At 35.4% G+C, this 22,202-nt stretch carries 18 protein-coding genes; 4 read left to right on the top strand and 14 right to left on the bottom strand.

The window, feature by feature from the left end:
* Positions 1 to 50 precede the first annotated feature (50 nt).
* From kdsA to tpiA, 4 genes are all read right to left on the bottom strand, one after another.
* Positions 51 to 887, bottom strand: a complete 837-nt coding sequence (gene kdsA, locus ACFIL7_RS07320; RefSeq protein ID WP_375633087.1) for a 3-deoxy-8-phosphooctulonate synthase — start codon at positions 885 to 887, stop codon at positions 51 to 53.
* A gap of 36 nt (positions 888 to 923) precedes the next feature.
* Positions 924 to 2,552 (bottom strand): CTP synthase, encoded by a 1,629-nt coding sequence (locus ACFIL7_RS07315; protein WP_375633089.1) that lies wholly within the window; start codon positions 2,550 to 2,552, stop codon positions 924 to 926.
* A gap of 130 nt (positions 2,553 to 2,682) precedes the next feature.
* Positions 2,683 to 3,135, bottom strand: coding sequence for a preprotein translocase subunit SecG (gene secG / locus ACFIL7_RS07310; protein ID WP_375633091.1), 453 nt, complete (start codon positions 3,133 to 3,135; stop codon positions 2,683 to 2,685).
* A gap of 82 nt (positions 3,136 to 3,217) precedes the next feature.
* Positions 3,218 to 3,982 (bottom strand): triose-phosphate isomerase, encoded by a 765-nt coding sequence (tpiA, locus tag ACFIL7_RS07305; protein WP_375620758.1) that lies wholly within the window; start codon positions 3,980 to 3,982, stop codon positions 3,218 to 3,220.
* 154 nt (positions 3,983 to 4,136) lie between these two features.
* Between tpiA and ACFIL7_RS07300 the strand changes: the two genes are divergently transcribed.
* Positions 4,137 to 6,026, top strand: a complete 1,890-nt coding sequence (locus ACFIL7_RS07300; protein ID WP_375683473.1) for a peptidyl-prolyl cis-trans isomerase — start codon at positions 4,137 to 4,139, stop codon at positions 6,024 to 6,026.
* An 829-nt stretch (positions 6,027 to 6,855) separates the two neighbouring features.
* Here the strand turns inward: ACFIL7_RS07300 and ACFIL7_RS07295 are convergent.
* From ACFIL7_RS07295 to tatA, 9 genes are all read right to left on the bottom strand, one after another.
* Positions 6,856 to 7,716, bottom strand: a complete 861-nt coding sequence (locus tag ACFIL7_RS07295) for a phytoene/squalene synthase family protein (protein WP_375611260.1) — start codon at positions 7,714 to 7,716, stop codon at positions 6,856 to 6,858.
* Between the two features lie 877 nt (positions 7,717 to 8,593).
* The gene (locus ACFIL7_RS07290) at positions 8,594 to 8,980 is read right to left on the bottom strand and encodes an Mth938-like domain-containing protein (protein ID WP_375634090.1); all 387 of its coding nucleotides are present in this window, start codon (positions 8,978 to 8,980) and stop codon (positions 8,594 to 8,596) included.
* A 459-nt stretch (positions 8,981 to 9,439) separates the two neighbouring features.
* Positions 9,440 to 9,892, bottom strand: a complete 453-nt coding sequence (yajC, locus tag ACFIL7_RS07285; RefSeq protein WP_375633099.1) for a preprotein translocase subunit YajC — start codon at positions 9,890 to 9,892, stop codon at positions 9,440 to 9,442.
* A gap of 685 nt (positions 9,893 to 10,577) precedes the next feature.
* A complete protein-coding gene (locus ACFIL7_RS07280; protein WP_375634093.1) occupies positions 10,578 to 11,756 on the bottom strand; it encodes a peptidoglycan DD-metalloendopeptidase family protein in 1,179 nt (392 codons plus the stop codon).
* 155 nt (positions 11,757 to 11,911) lie between these two features.
* A complete protein-coding gene (locus ACFIL7_RS07275) occupies positions 11,912 to 12,571 on the bottom strand; it encodes a protein-L-isoaspartate(D-aspartate) O-methyltransferase (RefSeq protein WP_273791164.1) in 660 nt (219 codons plus the stop codon).
* A gap of 133 nt (positions 12,572 to 12,704) precedes the next feature.
* The gene (gene serS, locus ACFIL7_RS07270) at positions 12,705 to 13,982 is read right to left on the bottom strand and encodes a serine--tRNA ligase (RefSeq protein WP_375633105.1); all 1,278 of its coding nucleotides are present in this window, start codon (positions 13,980 to 13,982) and stop codon (positions 12,705 to 12,707) included.
* Positions 13,983 to 14,043: 61 nt separating this feature from the next.
* On the bottom strand, positions 14,044 to 14,826 hold the full coding sequence (tatC, locus tag ACFIL7_RS07265; RefSeq protein ID WP_375683472.1) for a twin-arginine translocase subunit TatC: 783 nt from the start codon (positions 14,824 to 14,826) through the stop codon (positions 14,044 to 14,046).
* Positions 14,807 to 15,262, bottom strand: coding sequence for a twin-arginine translocase subunit TatB (locus ACFIL7_RS07260; RefSeq protein WP_375633109.1), 456 nt, complete (start codon positions 15,260 to 15,262; stop codon positions 14,807 to 14,809). The genes tatC and ACFIL7_RS07260 overlap by 20 nt, the downstream gene beginning before the upstream one ends.
* Before the next feature lie 55 nt (positions 15,263 to 15,317).
* Positions 15,318 to 15,620 carry a twin-arginine translocase TatA/TatE family subunit gene (gene tatA / locus ACFIL7_RS07255; RefSeq protein ID WP_375633111.1) on the bottom strand — a complete coding sequence of 101 codons (303 nt, stop codon included), beginning with the start codon at positions 15,618 to 15,620 and terminating at the stop codon, positions 15,318 to 15,320.
* Between the two features lie 1,643 nt (positions 15,621 to 17,263).
* Between tatA and ACFIL7_RS07250 the strand changes: the two genes are divergently transcribed.
* The 3 genes from ACFIL7_RS07250 (at position 17,264) to pgsA (ending at position 21,145) form a co-directional block, all read left to right on the top strand.
* Positions 17,264 to 18,127 (top strand): 23S rRNA (adenine(2030)-N(6))-methyltransferase RlmJ, encoded by an 864-nt coding sequence (locus tag ACFIL7_RS07250; RefSeq protein ID WP_375633113.1) that lies wholly within the window; start codon positions 17,264 to 17,266, stop codon positions 18,125 to 18,127.
* 384 nt (positions 18,128 to 18,511) lie between these two features.
* Positions 18,512 to 20,491, top strand: a complete 1,980-nt coding sequence (gene uvrC, locus ACFIL7_RS07245) for an excinuclease ABC subunit UvrC (RefSeq protein WP_375634098.1) — start codon at positions 18,512 to 18,514, stop codon at positions 20,489 to 20,491.
* Between the two features lie 72 nt (positions 20,492 to 20,563).
* A complete protein-coding gene (pgsA, locus tag ACFIL7_RS07240; protein WP_273723320.1) occupies positions 20,564 to 21,145 on the top strand; it encodes a CDP-diacylglycerol--glycerol-3-phosphate 3-phosphatidyltransferase in 582 nt (193 codons plus the stop codon).
* A 302-nt stretch (positions 21,146 to 21,447) separates the two neighbouring features.
* On the opposite strand, the gene ndk is transcribed toward pgsA, so the two are convergent.
* Complete coding sequence (ndk, locus tag ACFIL7_RS07235; RefSeq protein WP_375633115.1) at positions 21,448 to 21,870, bottom strand: nucleoside-diphosphate kinase; 423 nt, start codon at positions 21,868 to 21,870, stop codon at positions 21,448 to 21,450.
* Positions 21,871 to 22,202: the final 332 nt, after the last annotated feature.

Raw genomic sequence — 22,202 nt, 5'->3', positions numbered from 1 at the left:
AAGTCTCGATTCATTTATAATGCCCTATTAATGAAATATTTTTTCTCTTCTCAACTCAACTTTTTTGACAGATAATCAAATTCCATTAAAGTCTCAAGCAATCTTTGTAAATCATCAACTTTAACCATATTGGGTCCATCAGAAGGTGCATTATCTGGATCTTGATGTGTTTCTAAAAAAATACCAGCTACCCCAACAGAAACAGCTGCACGCGCTAAAATTTCAACAAATTGACGCTGTCCACCAGATGAAGCCCCCTGCCCCCCAGGTTCTTGAACAGAATGCGTTGCATCAAAAATAACAGGAGCTCCAAATGAACGTAAAATAGGCAACGAACGCATATCAGAAATAAGTCGGTTGTAACCAAATGACGTGCCTCGCTCACAAAGCATAACATTCGGATTACCACTGTAAACAACCTTTTTTAAAACATTCTCCATATCCCACGGCGCTAAAAACTGACCTTTTTTAATGTTAATAACACATTCTGTTTTGGCGGCTGCTACCAAAAGATCTGTTTGACGACATAAAAAAGCCGGTATTTGTAAAATATCAACTGTAGAAGAAACAATTGTACATTGCTCTTCTGTATGCACATCAGTTAATATGGGACAATCAAACTCTTTTTTTAAATCAGAAAAAATAGCCATTGCTTTTTCAAGACCAATGCCACGTGCCGCATTCAAAGAGGTTCTGTTGGCTTTATCGTAACTTGATTTATAAACAAACCTGATACCAAGCTGATCGGTAATTGTTTTAATACGACCAGCCATTTCAAAAGCATGATCACGACTTTCCATCTGACACGGCCCTGCAATTAATGAAAGAGGCATTTCATTTGAAAAAATCATATTTCCAACTTTCACACGTGCATTTGGTTTAGTCATTTTATCCCTCAAAAGCAAAGTAATCCAATTTACGCATTAAACTAATCGACTTTGTTCTACAGCGGCTTCAATAAAAGAAGAAAAAAGCGGATGTGGATCGAAAGGACGAGATTTTAATTCTGGATGATATTGAACACCAATAAACCATGGATGATCTACATATTCTATCGTTTCTGGTAAAATACCATCAGGAGACATCCCAGAAAAAATCAAACCACACTGTTCTAACTTATCCTTATAATCAATATTGACCTCATAACGATGACGATGTCGCTCGACAATCTTGGTCATCCCATAAATTTGAGCAATATGACTCGCTTCTTTTAATTCAGCAGCAAAAGCACCAAGGCGCATTGAACCGCCGAGAGCACCATTTCTTGTACGTTTTTCAAGAACGTCTCCTTTAAGCCATTCTGTCATTAAACCTACAATTGGATTGTCTGTTTCGCAAAACTCACTTGATGAAGCATTCTCAATCTGTGCAATATTGCGCGCAGCTTCTATACAAGCTAATTGCATCCCAAAACAAATCCCTAAAAATGGAACTTTACGCTCTCGCGCAAATTGAATTGCTCGAATCTTCCCTTCTGCCCCTCGTGCCCCAAAAGCACCTGGAACCAAAATTCCATGGGCTTTTTGTAAAGCTGAAACAGAATCTTCTTTTTCAAAAAGCTCCGAATCAATCCACTCAATATTAACCTTCACTCTATTCGCTAAACCACCATGTGCAATCGCTTCAATAAGAGATTTATAAGCATCCTTTAAGCCCGTATATTTTCCTACAACAGCAATCGTAACTTCTCCTTCAGGATGGTGAATACGATGCGTAATATCTTCCCAACGATCCATCTTTGGGGAAGGTGCCGAATCGATTCCAAAAGCGCAAAGAACTTCAGAGTCCAAACCCTCCTTATGGTATGCCATAGGAACATCATAAATTGTTGGCATATCTAATGCCTGAATGACTGCATTGGAGCGAACATTGCAAAAAAGTGATAATTTGCACCGTTCTGTTTCTGGAATAGATCGATCTGCACGTACAAGCAAAATATCAGGAGAAATACCAACTGCTTGCAATTCTTTGACAGAATGTTGTGTTGGTTTCGTTTTTAATTCACCTGCTGAAGGAATATAAGGCATTAATGTGAGATGGACATAAACGACATTTTGTCTCGGTAGCTCATTGCGAAGCTGACGAATCGCTTCTAGAAAAGGCATTGCTTCAATATCACCAACCGTTCCACCTATCTCACACAAAACAAAATCAAATTCTTCATTTTCCATCGTAATGAATCTCTTAATTTCATCTGTAACATGAGGAATAACTTGGACTGTTGCCCCCAAATAATCACCACGCCGCTCTCGTTCAATGATATTGCGATAAATACGCCCTGTTGTAATATTATCTTGGCTATTTGCAGAACGCCCAGTAAAACGCTCATAATGACCAAGATCAAGATCCGTTTCTGCACCATCATCGGTCACAAATACTTCGCCATGTTGATAAGGTGACATCGTACCTGGATCAACATTTAAATAAGGATCAAGTTTGCGAAGACGTACGCGATAGCCACGAGCCTGTAATAACGCTGCTAACGCCGCCGCTGCGATGCCTTTTCCAAGGGAAGAAACCACACCACCAGTAATAAAAACATAACGTGCCATGGGCTTATGGTGATAAGCAATTTATAATGATTTTTCCAGCAAAAAATGCAAAAAGAAACAATTTTTCTTCTAAAATAAAAAAGGCGAAAAAAATCACCTTTTTTAAAAAGTCTATGTTTTCTTAAAAAAACTATTTTGTACTGTTATCCGGAACTGTATTTTCAAAAACCTGAGGAACTGGACTTTCTGCTTCAGGATTTGTGGACTGTTTCTGTTCCTGCGGAGAATTCGAAGTGCCTCCTAGCTGTTCAAGAATAGAAGGGGAAGACTCACCATCTGATGATGGGACTGATCCTGAGTCTTTATTGGTAGAATTCTGCTCTGAATTAACCGGTATACGCTTTAAAATATCAGAACTAGAATTTGATATATTACTCACCACGGTAAGTCCAATAGACACAACAAAAAAACAACAGGCTAAAATAGCAGTCAAACGTGTTAAAGGATTTTGAGATCCACGAGTTTTCATCAACCCTGAGCTATTACTCACACCTAACCCACCACCTTCTGAAGGTTGAATTAATATAATACCAACCAAAGTAATCACAATCAAAAAATGAATAACTATAAGTACTGTTTGCATAAACCCTGCTCTTCAAATAACTCTTTAATAGCTATTTACACATAAATAACGCACAATCCAAGGGGAAACTCAAATTTCTCTGCTATAGTTTACGACAAACATCGCAAATTGTTAAAAAATCAATCGCTTTTAAGCTTGCTCCACCTATCAAAGCACCATTAACATGAGCAATGCTTAAAAGCTCAAATGCATTGGATGGCTTTACGGATCCACCATAAAGCAAACGTATCTTATTACCTTCATCACCAAAACGAGAGCGCACCCTATCACGAATGAAATGATGTACTTTTGCAATATCTTCTGGAGTCGCTGTATTGCCGGTGCCTATCGCCCAAACTGGTTCATAAGCGATAATGGTATTCTCTGCTGTTGCATCATCTGGGAGAGATTCTTCAAGCTGCTGCGTGAGAATATCCAGTACTTTATTATTATTACGCTCCTCCAATGTTTCACCAATACATACAAGAGCCACAAGACCTGCTCGCCACGCAGCTTGCACTTTGGCACAGACAATCGCATCATTTTCCTGGTACACTGTACGACGTTCTGAATGCCCAATAATAACATGACTTGCTCCTGCTTCTTTAAGCATAAAAGCTGAAATATCTCCAGTATAAGGACCATGATCATCAAAGTGACAATTTTGTCCTCCCAAAAGGAGATTTTCACCATTCAGCGTATTAGAAGCACGCGATAAAAGCGTTGCTGGAACACAAATTAGGGCTTCAAATAGATGACCTAGATCAGAGCTAACGCCTGTAGCAATAGCACGTAACTCTCCAAGCGATTCACTCGTTCCATTCATTTTCCAATTTCCAGCAAGAAAAGGCCGAATATTTGGAGACATATTTTCACCTCAAGAGCTTTTACAATACATTGTTTATCTGTAGTTACCAAATTATAAAATGAAAGCAAGTCTTTAAAGCTTGCATCTTTCATCTCTTTATTGCAAATTCCATTACAGCTTTGATAATAACTCACATTAAAAATGGACTTGAACAATGCTTGACATCATAAGAAATGCTACAAATTCTTGGATTTTTAGAATTTTCCTTGCTATTTTACTCTTATGCTTCATTCTTTTATGGGGGGTACCGCAGTTACACAAAAAAAGTGAAAGAGATCTTATTACTTCTGGAAAGTCCACAGTAACTGTCGATGATTATCGTCTTGCACTCGCCGATCAAAGCGCACGTTTAGCATATGCTGCTCATCTTGGACGAATGTTTACAACAAATGAAATGCAGCAATACCAAATTCCTGCTTTTGTATTTAATCAATTACAACAAAATGTACTGCTTGATGAACAAGCACGTAAAATGAAAATAAGTCTTTCAAAAGATACAATAGCTCATACGATTGGTTCTGATAAGATGTTCCAGGTAAATGGCACTTTTGATAAAAACTTGTTTTATAACTATCTTCAGCATTTACGTATTAGTGAAAGTGCTTTTCTTAATTATTACACCAAACAAGAAAAGCGTAATCAGCTGATTGCTGCTTTACTTTCTGATATGAAGGCACCAAATCTCTTTTATAAAGCACTTGCTCTTTATCAAGGAGAAATGCGTATTGCTGATTATCTCGTTATTGATCTAAAAGAAAAGAAAACAATTGCTGATCCTGATTACGAAACATTACAAAAATGGTTTGAAACACATCAAAGTCAATTTCGTGCTCCAGAATACCGTACTGTCTCTTTGCTATCTATGGAACTTAATGATTTTGTAAAACCTAAAGATATCTCAACAGATGAGGCGAAAGCCTATTATACACAAAATGCTTCACGTTTTGTAACGCCTGAAAAGCGTACATTCGAAGAACTGCGATTCCCCTCACGCGAAGAAGCCGATAATGCAGCAAAAAAAATAGCTGACGGATTGAGTTTTGATGAACTGGTAAAAGCTGAAAAAAAGACTCTTAATGACATAAAAAAAGGTCCTCTCGCAGAAAACGAACTTCCTAATCATCTGACATCTGAAATTTTTGAACTTCAACAAGGCCAAGTCAGTCCTGTGATAAATGACTTACAGGGACCTGTTCTCATTCGCGTTACGCATATTGAACCTTCAAGCTCTCTTCCTTTTGAAAGTGTAGAAGAAAATATTCGCCAAATACTTGCCAAAAATCGTGCTACTGATGATATCCGTAACAATTATGCTGCCATTGAAAATGCTCGTTTTGAGGGTGCTTCTCTCAAAGAGTTAGCTGACCAATACAAGTTATCTTTGCGCACAATTACTATTGATAAAACGGGAAAAACGCTTGAAGGTGCAATACTCACGGATTTACCTCAAAAAGATATTTTACTGAATGCCATCTATCAATCAAACGAAGGATTCGATCTTGATCCTCTCTCTTTTCAAAATGGTGGATATCTCTGGTACAAGGTCGATAAAATTATTCCTTCCCGTGATAAGACACTTGAAGAGGCTAAGCTAGATGTTCTTTCTCAATGGAAAAATGAGGAAATCCAACGTCTTCTTGATGAAAAAGCCCAAAATGCTCTCAAACAGCTCACGGAAGGAAAAAGTCTTGTTGCTCTTGCTCATACCCTTGGTGTTACAAAACAAACAACACCAACCCTCCGGCGTCAAGACTCATCTGAAACCCTTGGCGTTGAAGGCATTAAAGCATTATTTTCCGCTCCCAAAGGTCATTATGGCATCATAAAAGGTCCGGTTGCAACAAACCGTATCATTTATCAAATAAAGACTGTAACCATGCCTAAAGATATCACGTCTCATACTCTTTCAACTGAGGTCCGCGCCAATATAGATATGATGATAAGAGAAGATCTCAAGCTAGAAATGCTACAAGTTGCCAATAAAGAACATCCTTTGGAAATTAATAGCACAAATTATAATCAGATCTTTAACGCTCTCCAATAAAAAGATTGTGCATAATTTTAAGAACTTATTGATAAAGTTTTCATCAGCTCTTCGTCTATAGTTGAAGAGGTAAGACGGATTTCTTGTCTGCATATCTTAGGATCAGCGTTTGTATAATGATTCATTTTCTCGCAAAACAGTGCATGTATGGATTTGCGAGAAAATAGTCAATGGAATGTAGAATCGTTTTTGCAATGCATTAAAAAACATTATCCATCCAAAGGTCGTAAAGGTTGCCGCCCATTAAGCTATAAACATCATCCCTATCGTCATTCATTCATAGCTCATTATATTGCTACTCTTAATATTCATTCATAGGGAGTGTATTGCTTCTTCCTTAAATGATTTCATTTACACATCCAACTTATAATAGATAAAAAACTATTTTTAAAATTCATTATAAAAATGGAGAAATCTTTTTCTATTCAAGACTCTCATTCAATATAAGAAAAAACGTATTATCATTATAAATCAATATATTCATCAATCATAACAGTCATCAATTATGATGTTATAATTTCTCAAAAATAAGAGTTTTTTATAGACTTATAGACTGCTAAGATAACTTCTCTCATAAAATAGAAATTTTATCTCATGTTTTTCTTTCTCTGCATCTCACCCATCCAATACACTGAATAAAACATATTACTGATGAAGAAATACAGCGTATTTTCAAGATCATAAAATTTCTTATTCTTTTGCGTTCATAACAACCAAAACATCAACATTTTTTATAACAAAAAAATGGTTTGGAATCACAATAGCTCCTTTTATCTTCATATGAAAAAATCAGTCTACATGTTACGCATTCCAACGTAGTAATATTTTTTTACAATATCTTTGGAAAATTGCCGCTTATTGCTGCCCTTGTTATCAACCAATAGCGATACATCAATGGCAAAGTTGCACTCTCTTGAAAAATTGCTGCCCCCAGCTGTATAGCTTTTTGAAGAGAAGCTGGTACAATGACCAATGGAAGAAAAGCTGGCTTAAGAACTCTAGGTAAAGTACAAGAATACTCGTAAAATTGGGTATAATGATCGCGCGATAATGCTACCATAGCTTCAACAATACAACCCTTTTGTTGATCGCTGAGACGATGAGATTCCAAATCTTCCCTATTCACTCCTACAGCCTTTAATATATCAGTGGGTAAATAATATTGATATCGTGATTGCATGAATGATAAAAGACGCAATACACCGCTTAATCCTTGAGAAATCCCTCCATGTTCATAGATATCTGTAAACTCTTGTGCAGTTTCAGGATCTAATATCTGACAAGAAAGCTGTAAAATTATGCCTGCTGTCTCACCACAATAATGCTCTAGATCATGAAGTGTTTCTATTGGATTGTGATAAAGATCTAAAATTTGCGCATCACAATAACGTAAAAAAGCTGTCTTAGGTAAATTAAAAAGAGTGATTGCTTTTAATAAATCATTCAAAATCGGATTGTTTCCACTCGTTTGCATTTCACCATGAGCAATAGCATCATACCACCAACGTAACCGTATTTCTCCTATGAGTGGGTCATGTACACTTTCGCGGATACGAGAAACTTCAGCATTAAATACATAAAGAGCAGCCAATGCTTGGCGCTTTTTTTTAGGTGCAAATAAAACCGATATATAGCGATCACGATCTATGGTACGTAAAATATCAAGACAATAAGGAAGAGAGCCTATCATTCTATGAACCTATTAACGTCCCTTTTTTAGCAATTAAATTAATACCCTCTTTTTATTCATATTAAAAAATGAAGGATAAGCAAATACAGTTCAGAAAATAAGATTTTTAAATGTGTCTCTTAACTGTATTATGAATTAAAATTTCTTTTCTAATCCCTTTTCGTTTTAGAAAGAAAAAAATTAAATAAATAATTTTTCTGATAAAACTTATCTTATCGGACTTCAAGTTTTCATTTGCAATAAAAAAGCTAAAAACCAATCGTAACATGCATAGTAAAACTTGAACAACAAACAACGCAAAACACTTTTTCAGTGGATAGATGACAATGTTATTTTATAAAAAATGCACTGATCACAAAAACTTCATCAATCATTGACCTCCTCCCCATCCTAAAAGACAAAGGTTCTTACCAACACCAATTTGTAAAAAATCCAATTGCTCTCGGTGCGTTTCTGTTACTATAAACGCATTGATTTATAATCATAATTTTGTGTTTTGTATATTAAATTAGAATCCCAAATATCGTAGATATACTTTCATTTCAAACCAATTCCATGTTACATCAATAAAAACTATTCCCTTGCACGTCATAAGCGGAACTGGCTTGTAGGTAAAAACTGTATAAGAAAGAATTAAAATGCCTCTTATGAACTGTCTTAAGTCCCAAGAGCTGATCACTCATGTGATTCATTAGGAACTATGAGCAAACTTTGTCCTGAATACTTGCTGCTGTATTTAAAAAACACTTAATGTGTTAAGTTATGTATATTCTATACCCTTATATCACCGCCTTAAACGACAGTATTTTACAGCGCAGAAAATAATCACACAAGTCTTTCATGCTAGACCAGAGCCTTTGTTTTATTAAACAATACTCTATTCTACCGCAAATAATAACGCCGCAACAGCGCGATCTTCAGCCAATAAAACATTAAATGTACGCACCGCCGCTCCCGTACTCATTGTATCTGATGAAATACGTTTTTCCCATAAAAGCACCCGTAACTCTTCAGGTAATCGTAATAATTCAATTCCAGTACCTATTAATAAAACTTCGATTTCAGAAGATTCTTCTAAAATACGAGATATATCCCTTTGAGTGGGAACAGGCCCTGCCATGTCAATGCCATAAATACCTGATGGTACACAAACAATAGAACCTCTATGAGACATATCAGCAAAACGAAATCCACCATTTCCATAAGCATCAATAGGTGCGCGACTTGGAAAATGTGCTTCACGAATTTGAATTGCATCGAACATGAACAAGCACCCTTTATTTTTGAATAATCCAATTGTCTTTGCTACTTCTCACCATAAAATTAAAGGAAGGCTGATACAAACATTGATATCTTAACCATAGCCTAGTATTGAAGTGGAAATTTTATATAAAACCCTAATCTTCTCATACAACAAGTATATGAAAATTCGATAATAAACCGCAATCAAAAGCTATACCTGCTTAAATAAATCTATCTTTTAAAAAGTTTTCTCAGCTTATTTACTCGCAAATTTCTTTTTATAGAAACAATGATCTTGTTTTAAAAACAGAAAAAATTGCGTAATATTCCATAAATAAAACAACTATTTTAATCATCTAAAGAAAACAAAAACTCCATTTTCTGTAGCCACTATAAAAGCCCCTTTTTCAATGAAATTGTCTTGATCTTGCCAAGCTTTTTATAAAAATGCTTAAAAAATGTAATAAACTGCCATTACACCTTAAGATGCATTTTCCTTTGATATAGCTTTTTTCTCTTTAGAGATACTCATATCTTCTTTCGTTGTCGTTTTAGATTTAGACTTTTGTGGTCTTTTTGCTTTAGCATTAAGTTTTGATTTTTTTTCTGCAATCGGCTCACCTTTAACGCGCACATCAGCTAATGTTGAGCGAATAACACGAATATTCATACTCTCACCAATTTCAACCTCTAATTCACCACTCTCGTCGTGAACCTTCGTAACCTTGCCGATAATACCACCACCCGTTATAACTGTATCACCACGACGTACTGCATTAAGCATTTCTTGGCGTTTTTTCATTTGGGCACGCTGTGGACGAATGATAAAAAAATACATAATTGCAAAAATTAAAATGAATGGGACAGCGCTAGCAAATGAAATTCCACCGGAAACATCGCCTGCAACTTGAGCATAAGCGTTCGTAATAAACATTTTTATCTCCTATAGTTAAACCTCAGGTATTTCCCACTCTATTAAAATGAAATTCCGATACAGAAAAAATTCCTAAAGAATTTATCATAAAAAGCAATAACTACATAATCTAATCACAGCTTTACAAAAATACAATAAATCCTTAAGAGGCAGAATACCAAAATACAATGAGAAAAATCTTAAAAAATAGATTCACTTTCCCCTATTGTATATCCTACAATACAAATCTTTTCACTAACTCAATAAATTATACAAGATAATTTTTCTAATGAACAAACTTAATTTATATAGATAATTTATCGTTTTTGATATCAAATGACAGATCTAAATACAATAAAACGCTCTCATTTCAAACCTTCTGAATTAATCAAAACGATTTTCTTGCACGTCACACATATTAAATGAGCCTGTAGATAAAAACTTTTTAAGAAAGGCGTGAAAATATCTTTTTCATGCTTCTCTCAAATGCAAGAGCAATTGAAACACTCAAAGCTGACAAATAGTATGATACTATTGTCTTACACTTTCATAAATACAAAAATGGTAATATTTACCGACCCCAACGAACTACTTTTCTAAAACCAATGATTTTTTGCTGTAATGTCATTGATTTAAGAAAATCAATTATTTTTCATGAATTTTCTATAAACTGTAAGACTATTCAAATGTAAACGTCATCAATAAATTAGTTTTCTAAATATTTAAGGGGATCAACAGGTAATGAATTCTTACGCATCTCAAAATAGACACGTGGCGTTTTAACATTTCCTGAAACACCAGATTTAGCAATCTCATCACCGCGCCTTATCCTTTGTCCTTTGTTAACAACAAGCTTACTATTACATCCATAAATAGTGATAATATCATTTTCATGTCGAATCATCACAACATTACCAAGCTCTTTTAGTCCATCTCCCGCATAAATAACCACACCATTTTCTGCCGCCTTTACCGAAGACCCTTCAGGCACTGCAATATCTATTCCTCGATTCATTACTGTTCCCTTTTTTTGACCGAACTGGCTTAATAAACGCCCTCGTACTGGCCAACGCATCTTAGAAATTCCTGTGGCTTGCGGAGTCGTCATATTATCTGTATTCGTAACAGTACTTGACAAACCAGTCTCATGTTTCAATTGCGTCATCTGTTTAGAAAAATTTTTCTCAGAACTTGATTTGTTCATCTTTGCAGAGGGTGGCGTTGTTACAGGAGCTTTATATATAGGAGAGGACTTCTTGTTTTTTATAGAGGACATCACAGACTGGGATGCAGATTCTGTTGTTGACACTGCCCAATCGTTATTATTGTGTGCATTTGAAGCTGCTAATGTACGCCTGCTTGGAACAACAAGGACCTGACCGATATAAATGGAATTGCTGTTTATACCATTTGCTAATTTTAATGCCTCAACACTAATCCCTACTTGTCGTGCAATACTGAGCAGTGTATCTCCACTCTGGACAATATAAGAATTCCGCCGAAAAATAGGAGATTTATCCATTTGTGAACGAGAAAGTGTTCCAAGATTACGTGGAGGGGAGCCCATAACGCGACCATCAGAAGAAGTTATCCTATCTTGATGTGGAAAATTATAGGGAGAATTGTCATCTCCCCACGAATCATCACCTGATTCCACAGGTGGCAATTCAGTGCTTTGTATCATACCACTACCGTATGATAGCATTCGCGGGTCTGTATACATAGTGCTTGATATATTTGATTGAGATGATACCGTACGATGAGAGAACGTATTGGAAAAACGCTGTGTACCAGAACTACAACCAGCAACAATAGTTACCACCGCTAACAAAGTTATTCTCTGAAAATTATGCTGGAAAATATTATCCAAAGCTTTTAGACACATCGTTTTGCTCACTCATCAATAATCAACTCACTCCATTAAAGCTTTTTTAAATTACCGAAGAGTTAAAATGAGATGTTTTATTCATAAATATCTTTATATAAGATCAAAATGAATTTAACGTAGACAATTTGAAGAAACTTCTTAGCTTTTAAAAATTAAAGTATCTCTGCAATGCCTTTAATAAAAGGTTGGTAACGCACTTGGAACAGTTCTAAACACTCAAATCTACTACCAATTTTTGTATAGCGCGTCACCGTTTGTACCCCTTCGTCAGGTCCTATCGCCTGAATGAGAATTCCATTTTCAGCTAAAAGTTCTAAAAATTCCTTTGGTTCATCAAAACGTGATGGCCAAATAAGAATGCGATCAAATGATCCTAAGCCTGTCACACTATGACTTCCATCAATCTGCCGTATAACAATATTTTCAATTCCTAAAGTTTGAAATTTTTGGCGTGCTAAATCAACAAGCGTTTTATAACGATCAATCGTTGTCACACGGTCACTCAGACATGCCATAAGAGCAGTACAAAAACCAGATCCTGTACCAATTTCTAAGACACGATGCCTTTTTTTCAAAGATAATGCCGAAAGAATTAAGAGTTGTTCTTCCAAACGTTCCATATATTCACCACACTCAAGGGGAATAACTTTATTATCATAAGCACTATTGAACCAAGGAGCAGCAACAAACTGTTGACGCGGAATTTTCTCTAGTGCCGAAAAAAATCGCACGTCATCAATGCCTTTGCTACGCATTTTCAGTACAAGAGCGGCTAACTCCTCACGAAATTGTAAAATACCCTTTTGCCCCATAGTATCATTCAATCTCCAATGGAGGTGCACTTTTATCATACTGATAAACTGCTTCTTTTAAAATGGCAAAAACTTGCGTCTGTGTATCATCACCTCTTGGCAATAAACGCATATTGTCTCTCCTTTTGTAAAATTAAGCAGTAATACAGCGCATGCCTCCCATATAAGGTTGTAAAACATCTGGAATAATAATTGATCCATCAGCCTGTTGATAATTTTCAAGTACGGCAATAAGACAACGTCCAACAGCCGTACCAGAACCATTAAGGCTATGAACAAAATGCAATTTTTTATCGCCGTCTTTACGATAGCGCGCATTCATACGACGACCTTGAAAATCTCCACAAACTGAACAGCTAGAAATTTCACGATAACATTCTTGACCAGGAAGCCAAACCTCGATGTCATAGGTTTTACGCGCTGCAAACCCCATATCACCCGTAGAAAGAACCACTGTGCGAAAAGGCAAACCAAGCCGTTTTAATATATCTTCTGCACATTCTGTCATACGTTCCAATTCAATTAAAGACTGCTCTTCACTGGTAATCGAGACCATTTCAACTTTCCAAAATTGATGCTGACGCAACATACCGCGCGTATCACGACCGGCTGCTCCCGCCTCTGAACGAAAACAGGGAGATAAAGAAGAAAATCGCAGTGGTAAATCTGATATTTCAAGAATTTCATCGTTGACCAAATTGGTTAATGGCACTTCTGCTGTGGAAATAAGCCATCGACCATCTGTTGTACGAAAAAGGTCTTCAGCAAATTTCGGTAATTGTGCTGCTCCGTAAACAATCTCATCACGAACAAGAAGAGGTGTTGAGACTTCTGTGTAACCATTCTCATTGACATGCACATCAAGCATAAATTGGCCTAATGCTCGTTCTAGCCGTGCTAACGCCCCTGAAAGTACTGTAAAACGTGTTCCAGACAAACGACTAGCTCGTTCAAAATTCATCTGTTTGAGATCTTGACCAAGATCAAAATGTTCCTTTGGTGTAAAATTAAATGTTGGAGGTGTACCAAAATGTCGAATGACGACATTATCACTTTCATCTTTACCTTCTGGAACATCATCTAATGGAATATTTGGAAGTGCTGAAAGAAGTTTCTCAAGACTCTCCGTCAGTTGTTTTTCTTCCACTGTTGCAGAGGAAAGAAAAGCTTTAATCTCTTCAACTTCAGCTCTAAGACGTTCAGCCATTTGCTGATCAGATACAGCCAAAGCCTGTCCTATTTCCTTTGAAACAGCATTGCGACGTTCCTGCGCCAATTGCACCTTAGCAATATGCGACCGACGTGCAAGATCAAGTTGTATTAACCTTTCAGCTTGTGGCTCAAGACCTCTACTTACGAGTGCTTTATCTAATTTCTCAGGATTGTCACGAATCCACTTAATATCAAGCATAAAAATTCCTCATTTATATTGTTTTTATTCATTCCTTATCGCATAAGATTATACACTTTTCTTAAGCGGATTTTCTTCTCTTTTCTATACTGTAAGCAATTAAAATTGAAATCTCGTAAAGTGCTATCGTTGGTAAAGCCACTGCAAACATCGTAAAAAAATCCGACGGCGTTATGATTGCCGCAATGATAAAAGAGAGCAAAATAGCCCATTTTCGTTTAGAAACCAAATCATGAGACGTTAAAAATCCAATTTTTGTTAAAAGACTGATGACAAGAGGTAATTGAAAAATCAAACCAAAAATTAGGATAAATGATGTCATAAAGCCCAAATAATAAGAAATACGCACTATAAACTCTATTTTTAAATGAACATCTGGAAGAAATTGTTGAGAAAGGCTAAACCATAGTATTATTGGCGCTAATAGACCATAAACAAACGCTCCCCCAATACAAAATAAAATAGGCCCCCCAATGAGAAATGGTAAAAAAGCCATCCGCTCATTTTTATAAAGCCCTGGTGCAATAAAACTATAAAACTGAAAAGCCGTATAGGGAAAAGATAAAATAATTCCCCCAAAAGCAGAAAGTTTCATCTTCGTTAAAAAAGTTTCCCATACTTGCGTTGATTGCAAACGAATACCCTCAGGGTTACCCCCTGCTATTTTCATTGCCCACTGATATGGCCATAGTAAAAAATTTAAGATATAATCTTTAACAAGAAAACACATCATAAAAGCGATCATAAATGCAACCAAAGCAGAAATAATTCGCTGACGAAGTTCAATTAAATGTTCTAAAAGTGGAGTCATATTAGCATCAACTTCATCTTTTTTTACATTCATGACACATCTTCTTTTTTTTATCTTTAGGAGAAACAAAAATGTTTTCAGAATGATGAGAAGCTATAGAAACTGTCATATCTTTCTTGATTACCTTTTGATCACATTCCAAAATTTCTTTATCTTTTTTAAATTTATGATGTGTTTCCTTAACATCCCAATTATCGTGGATATCCTCTAATATATTTTGAGTGGGATCAAAAGTTTCTGCCAACTTCTTGCTTGAATCGCTAATATCCGAACATACTTTTTGCAAATCATCGCGCTCGATTTGTCTTATTGCATCATCAAACTGATGACGAAGTTCATTTGCTGTTGAATACACATACGCTCTTATCTTTGCTACTGTCTTTAATATTTTAGGTAAATCTTTTGGTCCAACGACAATGATGAGAACAAGTAAGATTACGATAAACTCTGGTCCGTCAATCCCAAACATCTCTTAATTCGACTTTCTCATCAAAAAATATTGCACAATGATGATTGCGTTTTTGTTACTGTTTTTTAGCAACAGATGTTTTGCTTTTTTTAGAAGCAGAAGAAACCTTTCTGCGCGCTGTTGCATGTTTTACCGATAACGGCTGAGATTGTTGAGATTCTACATCAATCATTTGGGAACTAGGAGCCATTTCAACTTTATCCTCAATGCTATCATCTTCTTCCTTCATATTTTTTTTGAAGGCTTTAATTCCTTTAGCAACATCGCCCATTAATTCAGAAATTTTACCGCGACCGAAAAGCACAAAGATAATCAATAAAATTATAATTAAATGCGTTGGTGAAAAAATATTACCCATTATTCTCTCTAACTTTATGCTTTTAAATTTGATTTCATTTATTCATGCTTCCTCTGAAGAATGTATCAAATATAATATCTTACTTATATATTTTCTTCTTAACTTAAAAGCAATTACACGCTTTTATTGCAAAAAGAACTTTTTATCCTCTCATCCTTTTTTAGCGTATTATAACACAAACCATTCAAAAATGATAAACCACTTCATACAAAGTTCAAAACACTTAAAAACTTTTCTAAAATAACTTCATCTGATCTCTTAGGTTACTCATCTTCCTGTAAATACTATAGCCAATGTCTTTCCTTTTAAACAATGTTGTACGTATCATTACAAACATTTCCGCCAAATTATCCTTTACTGATAAAAATCATAACATGCTGTAAAACATTTTACGTATTCAATTAAAAAAATCAGAAAGAAAAATCTCTAAAAAACTTTCTTAACACATCATCGGTCTCTTCAAAAACGATCATCTTACGCACAACATTTATTCTTTGCGTTGGGGTAGGAATTTTATCATCCATTATTCCATATACAATACGAAATATGAGCCATCATCGTATTTAATTAACTATCTGTCGTGTAAATAAAAACTATTAGCGGAAAGAGTAAAAATGTACTTTATGAACCAACTCAAGTGCCAAAAGGTATGGCAATACTGCTAAAAAATAAAAAAGGTACCAGCTTGTGCCTTTATTCAGTAAAATACCTCCATATAACCAGCTCTCTAAGCCACGGCATGCTCTAACTATTACAAGTCTCCGGATTCTGGGCATGCGTTCTCATAATATCATGTGTTTAACCTATCTCAGTATTGAAACCAGAATGGGCATTAATAGAAAATTATATTCAATCAAAAGCATGGAATCGAAGCATAATTCATGTAAAAAGAATTTCTTATCCTCGCCTTTTTTATAAGATTTCCTTATAAAGCCGCTCGATAATACAGTGTTAGAGATAAATAAACCTATTTACTTTAGTTTAAAATTCTCATTTTATTGAAATAGCTTGCAGAGTGCATATCAATTTTCAAAAGTTTTATTTTAGCGTCATACACAATAACCTAGCCATTTAGCGTGTATAATGTAAAGCTTTGGCTCCGCTTAAAGCAATGAGATTCATTCATACTTTTACAAAAATCTATCACTATAACACCAGCACTTTATTGCTCTCTCCATAATTTTACGCTCGCTAAAAAACTGATCAATGTAACAATGTTTTTATCAAGCATTTGAAATTCTTTAATCTTTAAACAAGCAAATTTATGAATGAATTTGAAAGATACCCTTCAATTTTTCAACAAACTTCACTAATATTCTCGTTAATTGAGTGTTTTTTATAGTTTTCCTAAAAGAGTCCGCGATCATAAAAAATTCTCTTACAACATAAATATCTCTATTGAAATGTTTGATCTCTTCTTGTCTATCTTTCATATAAAAAAATTAAAATTTTAACGATTAATCTCATTATATAAAAATAGCTCTGTGAATAAATGCTCCCATAACATTAATATTTTTTCTGTAGTGTATAATTGGGGGGTGAGGGCATTGTTTGATTTCTACAAGAGTATTTTTATGGATATCAATTCTATTATTCTATGCTAATAATCCGGTACAGTTATACATAATGATAGAGTTTACTCCATGAATTATCGGCATATTTATCATGCTGGCAATTTTGCTGATGTTTTTAAACACATTATTGTCACTCGCATTGTAGAATATCTCAAACGCAAAGAAAAAGCTTTTCGCGTTATAGATACGCATGCTGGAATCGGTATTTATGACCTTTCTTCTTTAGAAGCACATAAAACAGGAGAGTGGCGCGAAGGTGTCCAACGACTTTTTTCAACTCCTATCCCAGAAGATTTAAAAACACTCCTTTGTCCATGGTGTGACATCATTGATGCCCTCAATAAAGGGGAAAAAGAAATTGTATTTTATCCTGGATCTCCTGTTCTTATTCGTCAATTATTACGGAAACAAGATCGCCTCACCGCAATAGAATTGCACAATGAAGATTATCATATTTTAGCAAAAAACTTTGCAGGAGATTATCAGACAAAAGTTCTGCATTTAGATGGTTGGCTTTCCTTAAATGCTCATGTACCACCAAAAGAAAAACGTGGGTTTATCCTTGTTGACCCTCCCTTTGAAAAAGCTGGTGAGTTTTCCCGCCTTATTGAGGGATTAACGAAAGCCTATCGTCGCTTTTCTGGAGGGATCTACGCTTTATGGTATCCTGTTAAATATGATAAAGAAATTGAAAGTTTTCTTCACGCGCTTTATCAAACCGGAATTCCTAAGATTCTACAGCTTGAAATGCGTATCCGAAAAAGTTCAAGTCCACCGACAATGAATGGAAGTGGTATGATTATTATTAACCCTCCCTACCTTTTGGAAGAAGAAATGAAAAAACTCAGCCCCTTTCTTATCAACCGTCTTGGACAAGATGAAAATGCCAAAATAACTCATAAGTGGCTTCAAAAAGAACATCTATTATTTTAGATCTTTCTCTGATATTTTTCCTAAATCAAATATCATGTTGTAAGATATAAAGACTTTGAATGATAAAGTTCTTTGAATAATACCAACATATTATAGTAGTAAGCTAATAACGATCAGCGTGAATTATTTTTTTAGAAAGCCTATCCTCTTAATCATTATGGATTTCTTATTTCAATCATTTTAATGGATAAATTAGGCAAATTCATAAAGCTGTTTTAGAATAACAACTCTCATATTTTTTATGAAAGATCGGCTCTCTAAAATCATACTCTTATGTTATAAGATATTATTTATAGAAAAAAATTATAAAGACATGAATAATCATTATTTAATAAAAAAGAATATTTCATATATTAAACAAACAACATATTCGTAATAAACGGAATGGTCCTGAAAAATAATACAAATTATCCGCAAAATGAACGGGAAAATCTTTCTTTTCTCTCTAATATTACATGGCATAATGCCAATCAAAGCAATGAGAAAAATCAATTCCAGGGTATCAAGTTCATACAAGAGTTTGTTAGACACCTTCCGCATAAGCCTGGGGTTTACCGGATGATTGGTGAAAATGGTGATATTCTTTATGTTGGCAAAGCCCGTAATCTCAAAAAACGTGTTTCAAACTATACACGTGAACAAGGACACAATAATCGTATTACCCGCATGATTCGTGCAACATATCATATGGAATTTATCGTCACCCATACAGAAACAGAAGCACTCCTTTTAGAAGCCAATCTCATCAAAAGATTGCATCCACATTTTAATGTACTCCTGCGTGATGATAAAAGTTTCCCTTATATTATGATTACAGATGATCATCGAGTGCCTGCACTTTACAAACATCGTGGTGCTCGAACACGAAAAGCTCACTATTTTGGTCCTTTTGCTTCTGCTGGTGCAGTGACACAAACAGTTCATGTTTTACAACGCGCCTTTTTATTACGAACCTGTACTGATTCAGTTTTTGAAAACCGTACACGCCCCTGTTTGCTTTATCAAATTAAGCGATGTTCTGCACCTTGTACTCATGAAATTAGTGACAGTGATTATAAAGAACTGGTGAAAGGAGCAAAAGCGTTCCTTTCGGGAAAAGATCAATCTATTAAAAGCGATATGGTTCAAGCTATGCATAAAGCCGCAGAAAATCTTGATTTTGAACAAGCAGCTTCCTATCGTGACCGCTTATCAGCCCTTTCTCACATACAAAGCCATCAAGGTATTAATCCTCAAACGATAAAAGAAGCGGATGTATTTGCAATTGCGCAAAAAGAAGGAATGACTTGTATTCAAGTGTTCTTTTTTCGCATGGGGCAAAATTGGGGAAACCGTGCCTATTTTCCTAAAGCAGATCCCTCTTTTTCCCGCACTGAAATTTTAGCGAGTTTTCTTGCCCAATTTTACGATAATAAACCACTTCCCAAAAGTATCCTTTTATCTGAAGAAATTGAAGAAAAAGCACTTCTTACAGAAGCATTTAGTCTCAAAGCAAACCACAAAGTATCCCTCTCTTTACCCAAACAAGGTGAACGGAAAACTCTTGTTAATCGTGCCTATCTCAATGCTCATGAAGCACTTGAACATAAGCTTTCTGAAACAGCCACCCATACAAAATTGCTTCAAGGTCTTGCTAAAACATTCCAACTACCTTTTCCTCCACGCCGGATAGAAGTCTATGACAATTCTCATATCATGGGAACAAATGCTGTAGGGGCTATGATTGTTGCTGGTCAAATGGGATTTATTAAAAATCAATATCGAAAATTCAACATTCGCTCAACAGATATCACGCCTGGCGATGATTTTGGCATGATGAAAGAAGTGATTAAACGAAGATTTTCACGCCTTATCAAAGAGTATGATCTGCCAAATAGAAGTCATGACATAAAAGATGATGATCTTTTTCCCATTTGGCCTGACCTTATCTTAATCGATGGTGGTGAAGGACAAATCAACAGCGTACATGAAATACTTGCTGAGTTACAATTAAATGATCTCTTCACAGTTGTTGGAATCGCCAAAGGTGTTGACCGTCATGCGGGACGTGAAAGATTTTTTATAAAAGGTATTTCCCCCTTTACACTTCCTCCACGTGATCCTATCCTCTATTTTTTGCAACGTCTGCGTGATGAAGCACACCGTTTTGCGATTGGAACTCATAGGATAAAACGAAAAAAAGCAACATTCAAAAACCCACTTGATGAAATCGAAAATATCGGTCCGACAAGAAAGCGTGCGTTGCTTCATCATTTTGGAAGTGCCAAAGTTGTTGCTAGTGCCTCATTTGAAGATTTAAAAAAAGTTACGGGAATCTCTATGACAATTGCACAAAAAATTCATAACCATTTTCATGAAAAATAGGCTTGTTTCATAACCTTCGCCTTGTTACGTTTAGGAAATATATTCTCTTTCACAAGAATTAAAAATGGCTCCATGAAAAATCATACTTTTTCTTTTCCAAATATTTTAACTTATGCACGAATTGTTGCAGTCCCAATGGTTGTTGCATGCTTTTTTTTAGAAGGGCGACTACAATCAAGTGATATCACTCGCTGGATTGCTGTTTCCATTTTTATCGTTGCATCCATTACTGACTTTCTTGACGGTTACCTTGCTCGTATTTGGGAACAAACATCCAATATTGGTCGCATGTTAGATCCAATCGCCGATAAACTTCTCGTCTCTGCTTGTCTTCTCTTGCTTGCCGCAGACAGTACCATCGCTGGGTGGACACTATGGGCAGCTATTATCATTCTTTGCAGAGAAATTCTTGTATCAGGATTACGTGAATATTTGGCTGAGTTAAAAGTTAGTGTTCCTGTCTCTCGTCTTGCAAAATGGAAAACTTTTGTACAGATGATCGCTATTGTATTTCTTTTAGCTGGACCAGCCGGTAATAAAATTTTCCCTTACACAGTAGAGTTTGGCATTACTATGCTGTGGATTTCTGCCCTCCTTACATTGTGGACAGGGTGGGATTATTTTCGTGCAGGTTTAAAACACGTTATCCTATGAATAGTATGGAATTTTATAATGATGATTTATCTTTTTGTACTTAAATAAGAGATGAGAATAGCATAAGATTGATTTATTTTAAATCTATTAATGATAAATCAATAAAACACTTTTTTGCACATTTCAGAAAACAGTAAATAGGCTTTATATTTTCGTAAAAGCAGCTGCAATATTAAAAGCTAAAAAAACGATTAATGCTCCATATGCTTTCAAAAAAATCTATAATCTCATAAGCAAAAAACCGAAATATAGTGTTTCGGATTTTTGCTTCTTATATACGCTTTATTATTATAAACGCTTTATTAACCAACAATTTCTACCTCAGAAAACCAAAAGGCGATTTCTGTTTTTGCCGTTTCAGCACTATCGGATCCATGGACAGAATTTTCGCCAATCGATAAAGCATGAACCTTACGAATTGTCCCTTCTTCTGCATCACTAGGATTCGTAGCCCCCATTACTTCACGGTTTTTAGCTATTGCATTTTCACCTTCCAAAACTTGTACAACGGTTGGACCAGAAGACATGAATTCAACCAATTCACTAAAAAAAGGACGTTCTTTATGAACAGCATAAAATTTTTCAGCCTCACGTCTGCTCATCCAGACACGTTTAGACGCAATAACACGTAGCTCCGCATCCTCAAGCATTTTAGTAATTGCGCCAGTCAAATTACGACGGGTTGCGTCTGGTTTAATCATCGAAAAAGTACGCTCTAAAGCCATTTAACCACCTTTATTTCATTTATAATATTCTCTAGCCATTTCTATAGCGAGCAAGGAGCCCTTTGCCAAGTGACTCTGCAAAAATCTACACAAATTCTCAAAAACATAGAATAAATTATAAAGAAAACTTTAATACAAATACCTGCAATTGCTTATCCCATCATAAAGATGCGCTACCGAATCTCAATAAATATTGAATCTTCTTTCATAATCTTAAATGCTTCCTATCAAAATTATCATTGAAATCAATCAAAAAATAACCATATAATTAGAAACTATAGCGTACACCTAAAATACCCTGAAGGGACTGTTTTGTTTTACGCCCTTTAATA

Origin of the sequence: Bartonella sp. AP3QHHD (assembly GCF_042195765.1) — a bacterium.
Lineage (GTDB): Bacteria > Pseudomonadota > Alphaproteobacteria > Rhizobiales > Rhizobiaceae > Bartonella.
This window is presented reverse-complemented; position numbering and strand designations above follow the sequence as displayed.

What these genes read in the sequence shown, in the direction of transcription:
- kdsA (WP_375633087.1), bottom strand. Translation starts at nt 887, where the DNA reads ATGACTAAACCAAATGCACGTGTGAAAGTTGGAAATATGATTTTTTCA.
- pgsA (WP_273723320.1), top strand. Translation starts at nt 20,564, where the DNA reads ATGAAAAATCATACTTTTTCTTTTCCAAATATTTTAACTTATGCACGA.
- ACFIL7_RS07260 (WP_375633109.1), bottom strand. Translation starts at nt 15,262, where the DNA reads ATGTTTGGGATTGACGGACCAGAGTTTATCGTAATCTTACTTGTTCTC.
- ACFIL7_RS07275 (WP_273791164.1), bottom strand. Translation starts at nt 12,571, where the DNA reads ATGGGGCAAAAGGGTATTTTACAATTTCGTGAGGAGTTAGCCGCTCTT.
- ACFIL7_RS07280 (WP_375634093.1), bottom strand. Translation starts at nt 11,756, where the DNA reads ATGTGTCTAAAAGCTTTGGATAATATTTTCCAGCATAATTTTCAGAGA.
- uvrC (WP_375634098.1), top strand. Translation starts at nt 18,512, where the DNA reads ATGGTCCTGAAAAATAATACAAATTATCCGCAAAATGAACGGGAAAAT.
- ACFIL7_RS07295 (WP_375611260.1), bottom strand. Translation starts at nt 7,716, where the DNA reads ATGATAGGCTCTCTTCCTTATTGTCTTGATATTTTACGTACCATAGAT.
- ACFIL7_RS07290 (WP_375634090.1), bottom strand. Translation starts at nt 8,980, where the DNA reads ATGTTCGATGCAATTCAAATTCGTGAAGCACATTTTCCAAGTCGCGCA.
- tpiA (WP_375620758.1), bottom strand. Translation starts at nt 3,982, where the DNA reads ATGTCTCCAAATATTCGGCCTTTTCTTGCTGGAAATTGGAAAATGAAT.
- tatA (WP_375633111.1), bottom strand. Translation starts at nt 15,620, where the DNA reads ATGGGTAATATTTTTTCACCAACGCATTTAATTATAATTTTATTGATT.
- ndk (WP_375633115.1), bottom strand. Translation starts at nt 21,870, where the DNA reads ATGGCTTTAGAGCGTACTTTTTCGATGATTAAACCAGACGCAACCCGT.
- ACFIL7_RS07300 (WP_375683473.1), top strand. Translation starts at nt 4,137, where the DNA reads ATGCTTGACATCATAAGAAATGCTACAAATTCTTGGATTTTTAGAATT.
- ACFIL7_RS07315 (WP_375633089.1), bottom strand. Translation starts at nt 2,552, where the DNA reads ATGGCACGTTATGTTTTTATTACTGGTGGTGTGGTTTCTTCCCTTGGA.
- serS (WP_375633105.1), bottom strand. Translation starts at nt 13,982, where the DNA reads ATGCTTGATATTAAGTGGATTCGTGACAATCCTGAGAAATTAGATAAA.
- yajC (WP_375633099.1), bottom strand. Translation starts at nt 9,892, where the DNA reads ATGTTTATTACGAACGCTTATGCTCAAGTTGCAGGCGATGTTTCCGGT.
- ACFIL7_RS07250 (WP_375633113.1), top strand. Translation starts at nt 17,264, where the DNA reads ATGAATTATCGGCATATTTATCATGCTGGCAATTTTGCTGATGTTTTT.
- tatC (WP_375683472.1), bottom strand. Translation starts at nt 14,826, where the DNA reads ATGAATGTAAAAAAAGATGAAGTTGATGCTAATATGACTCCACTTTTA.
- secG (WP_375633091.1), bottom strand. Translation starts at nt 3,135, where the DNA reads ATGCAAACAGTACTTATAGTTATTCATTTTTTGATTGTGATTACTTTG.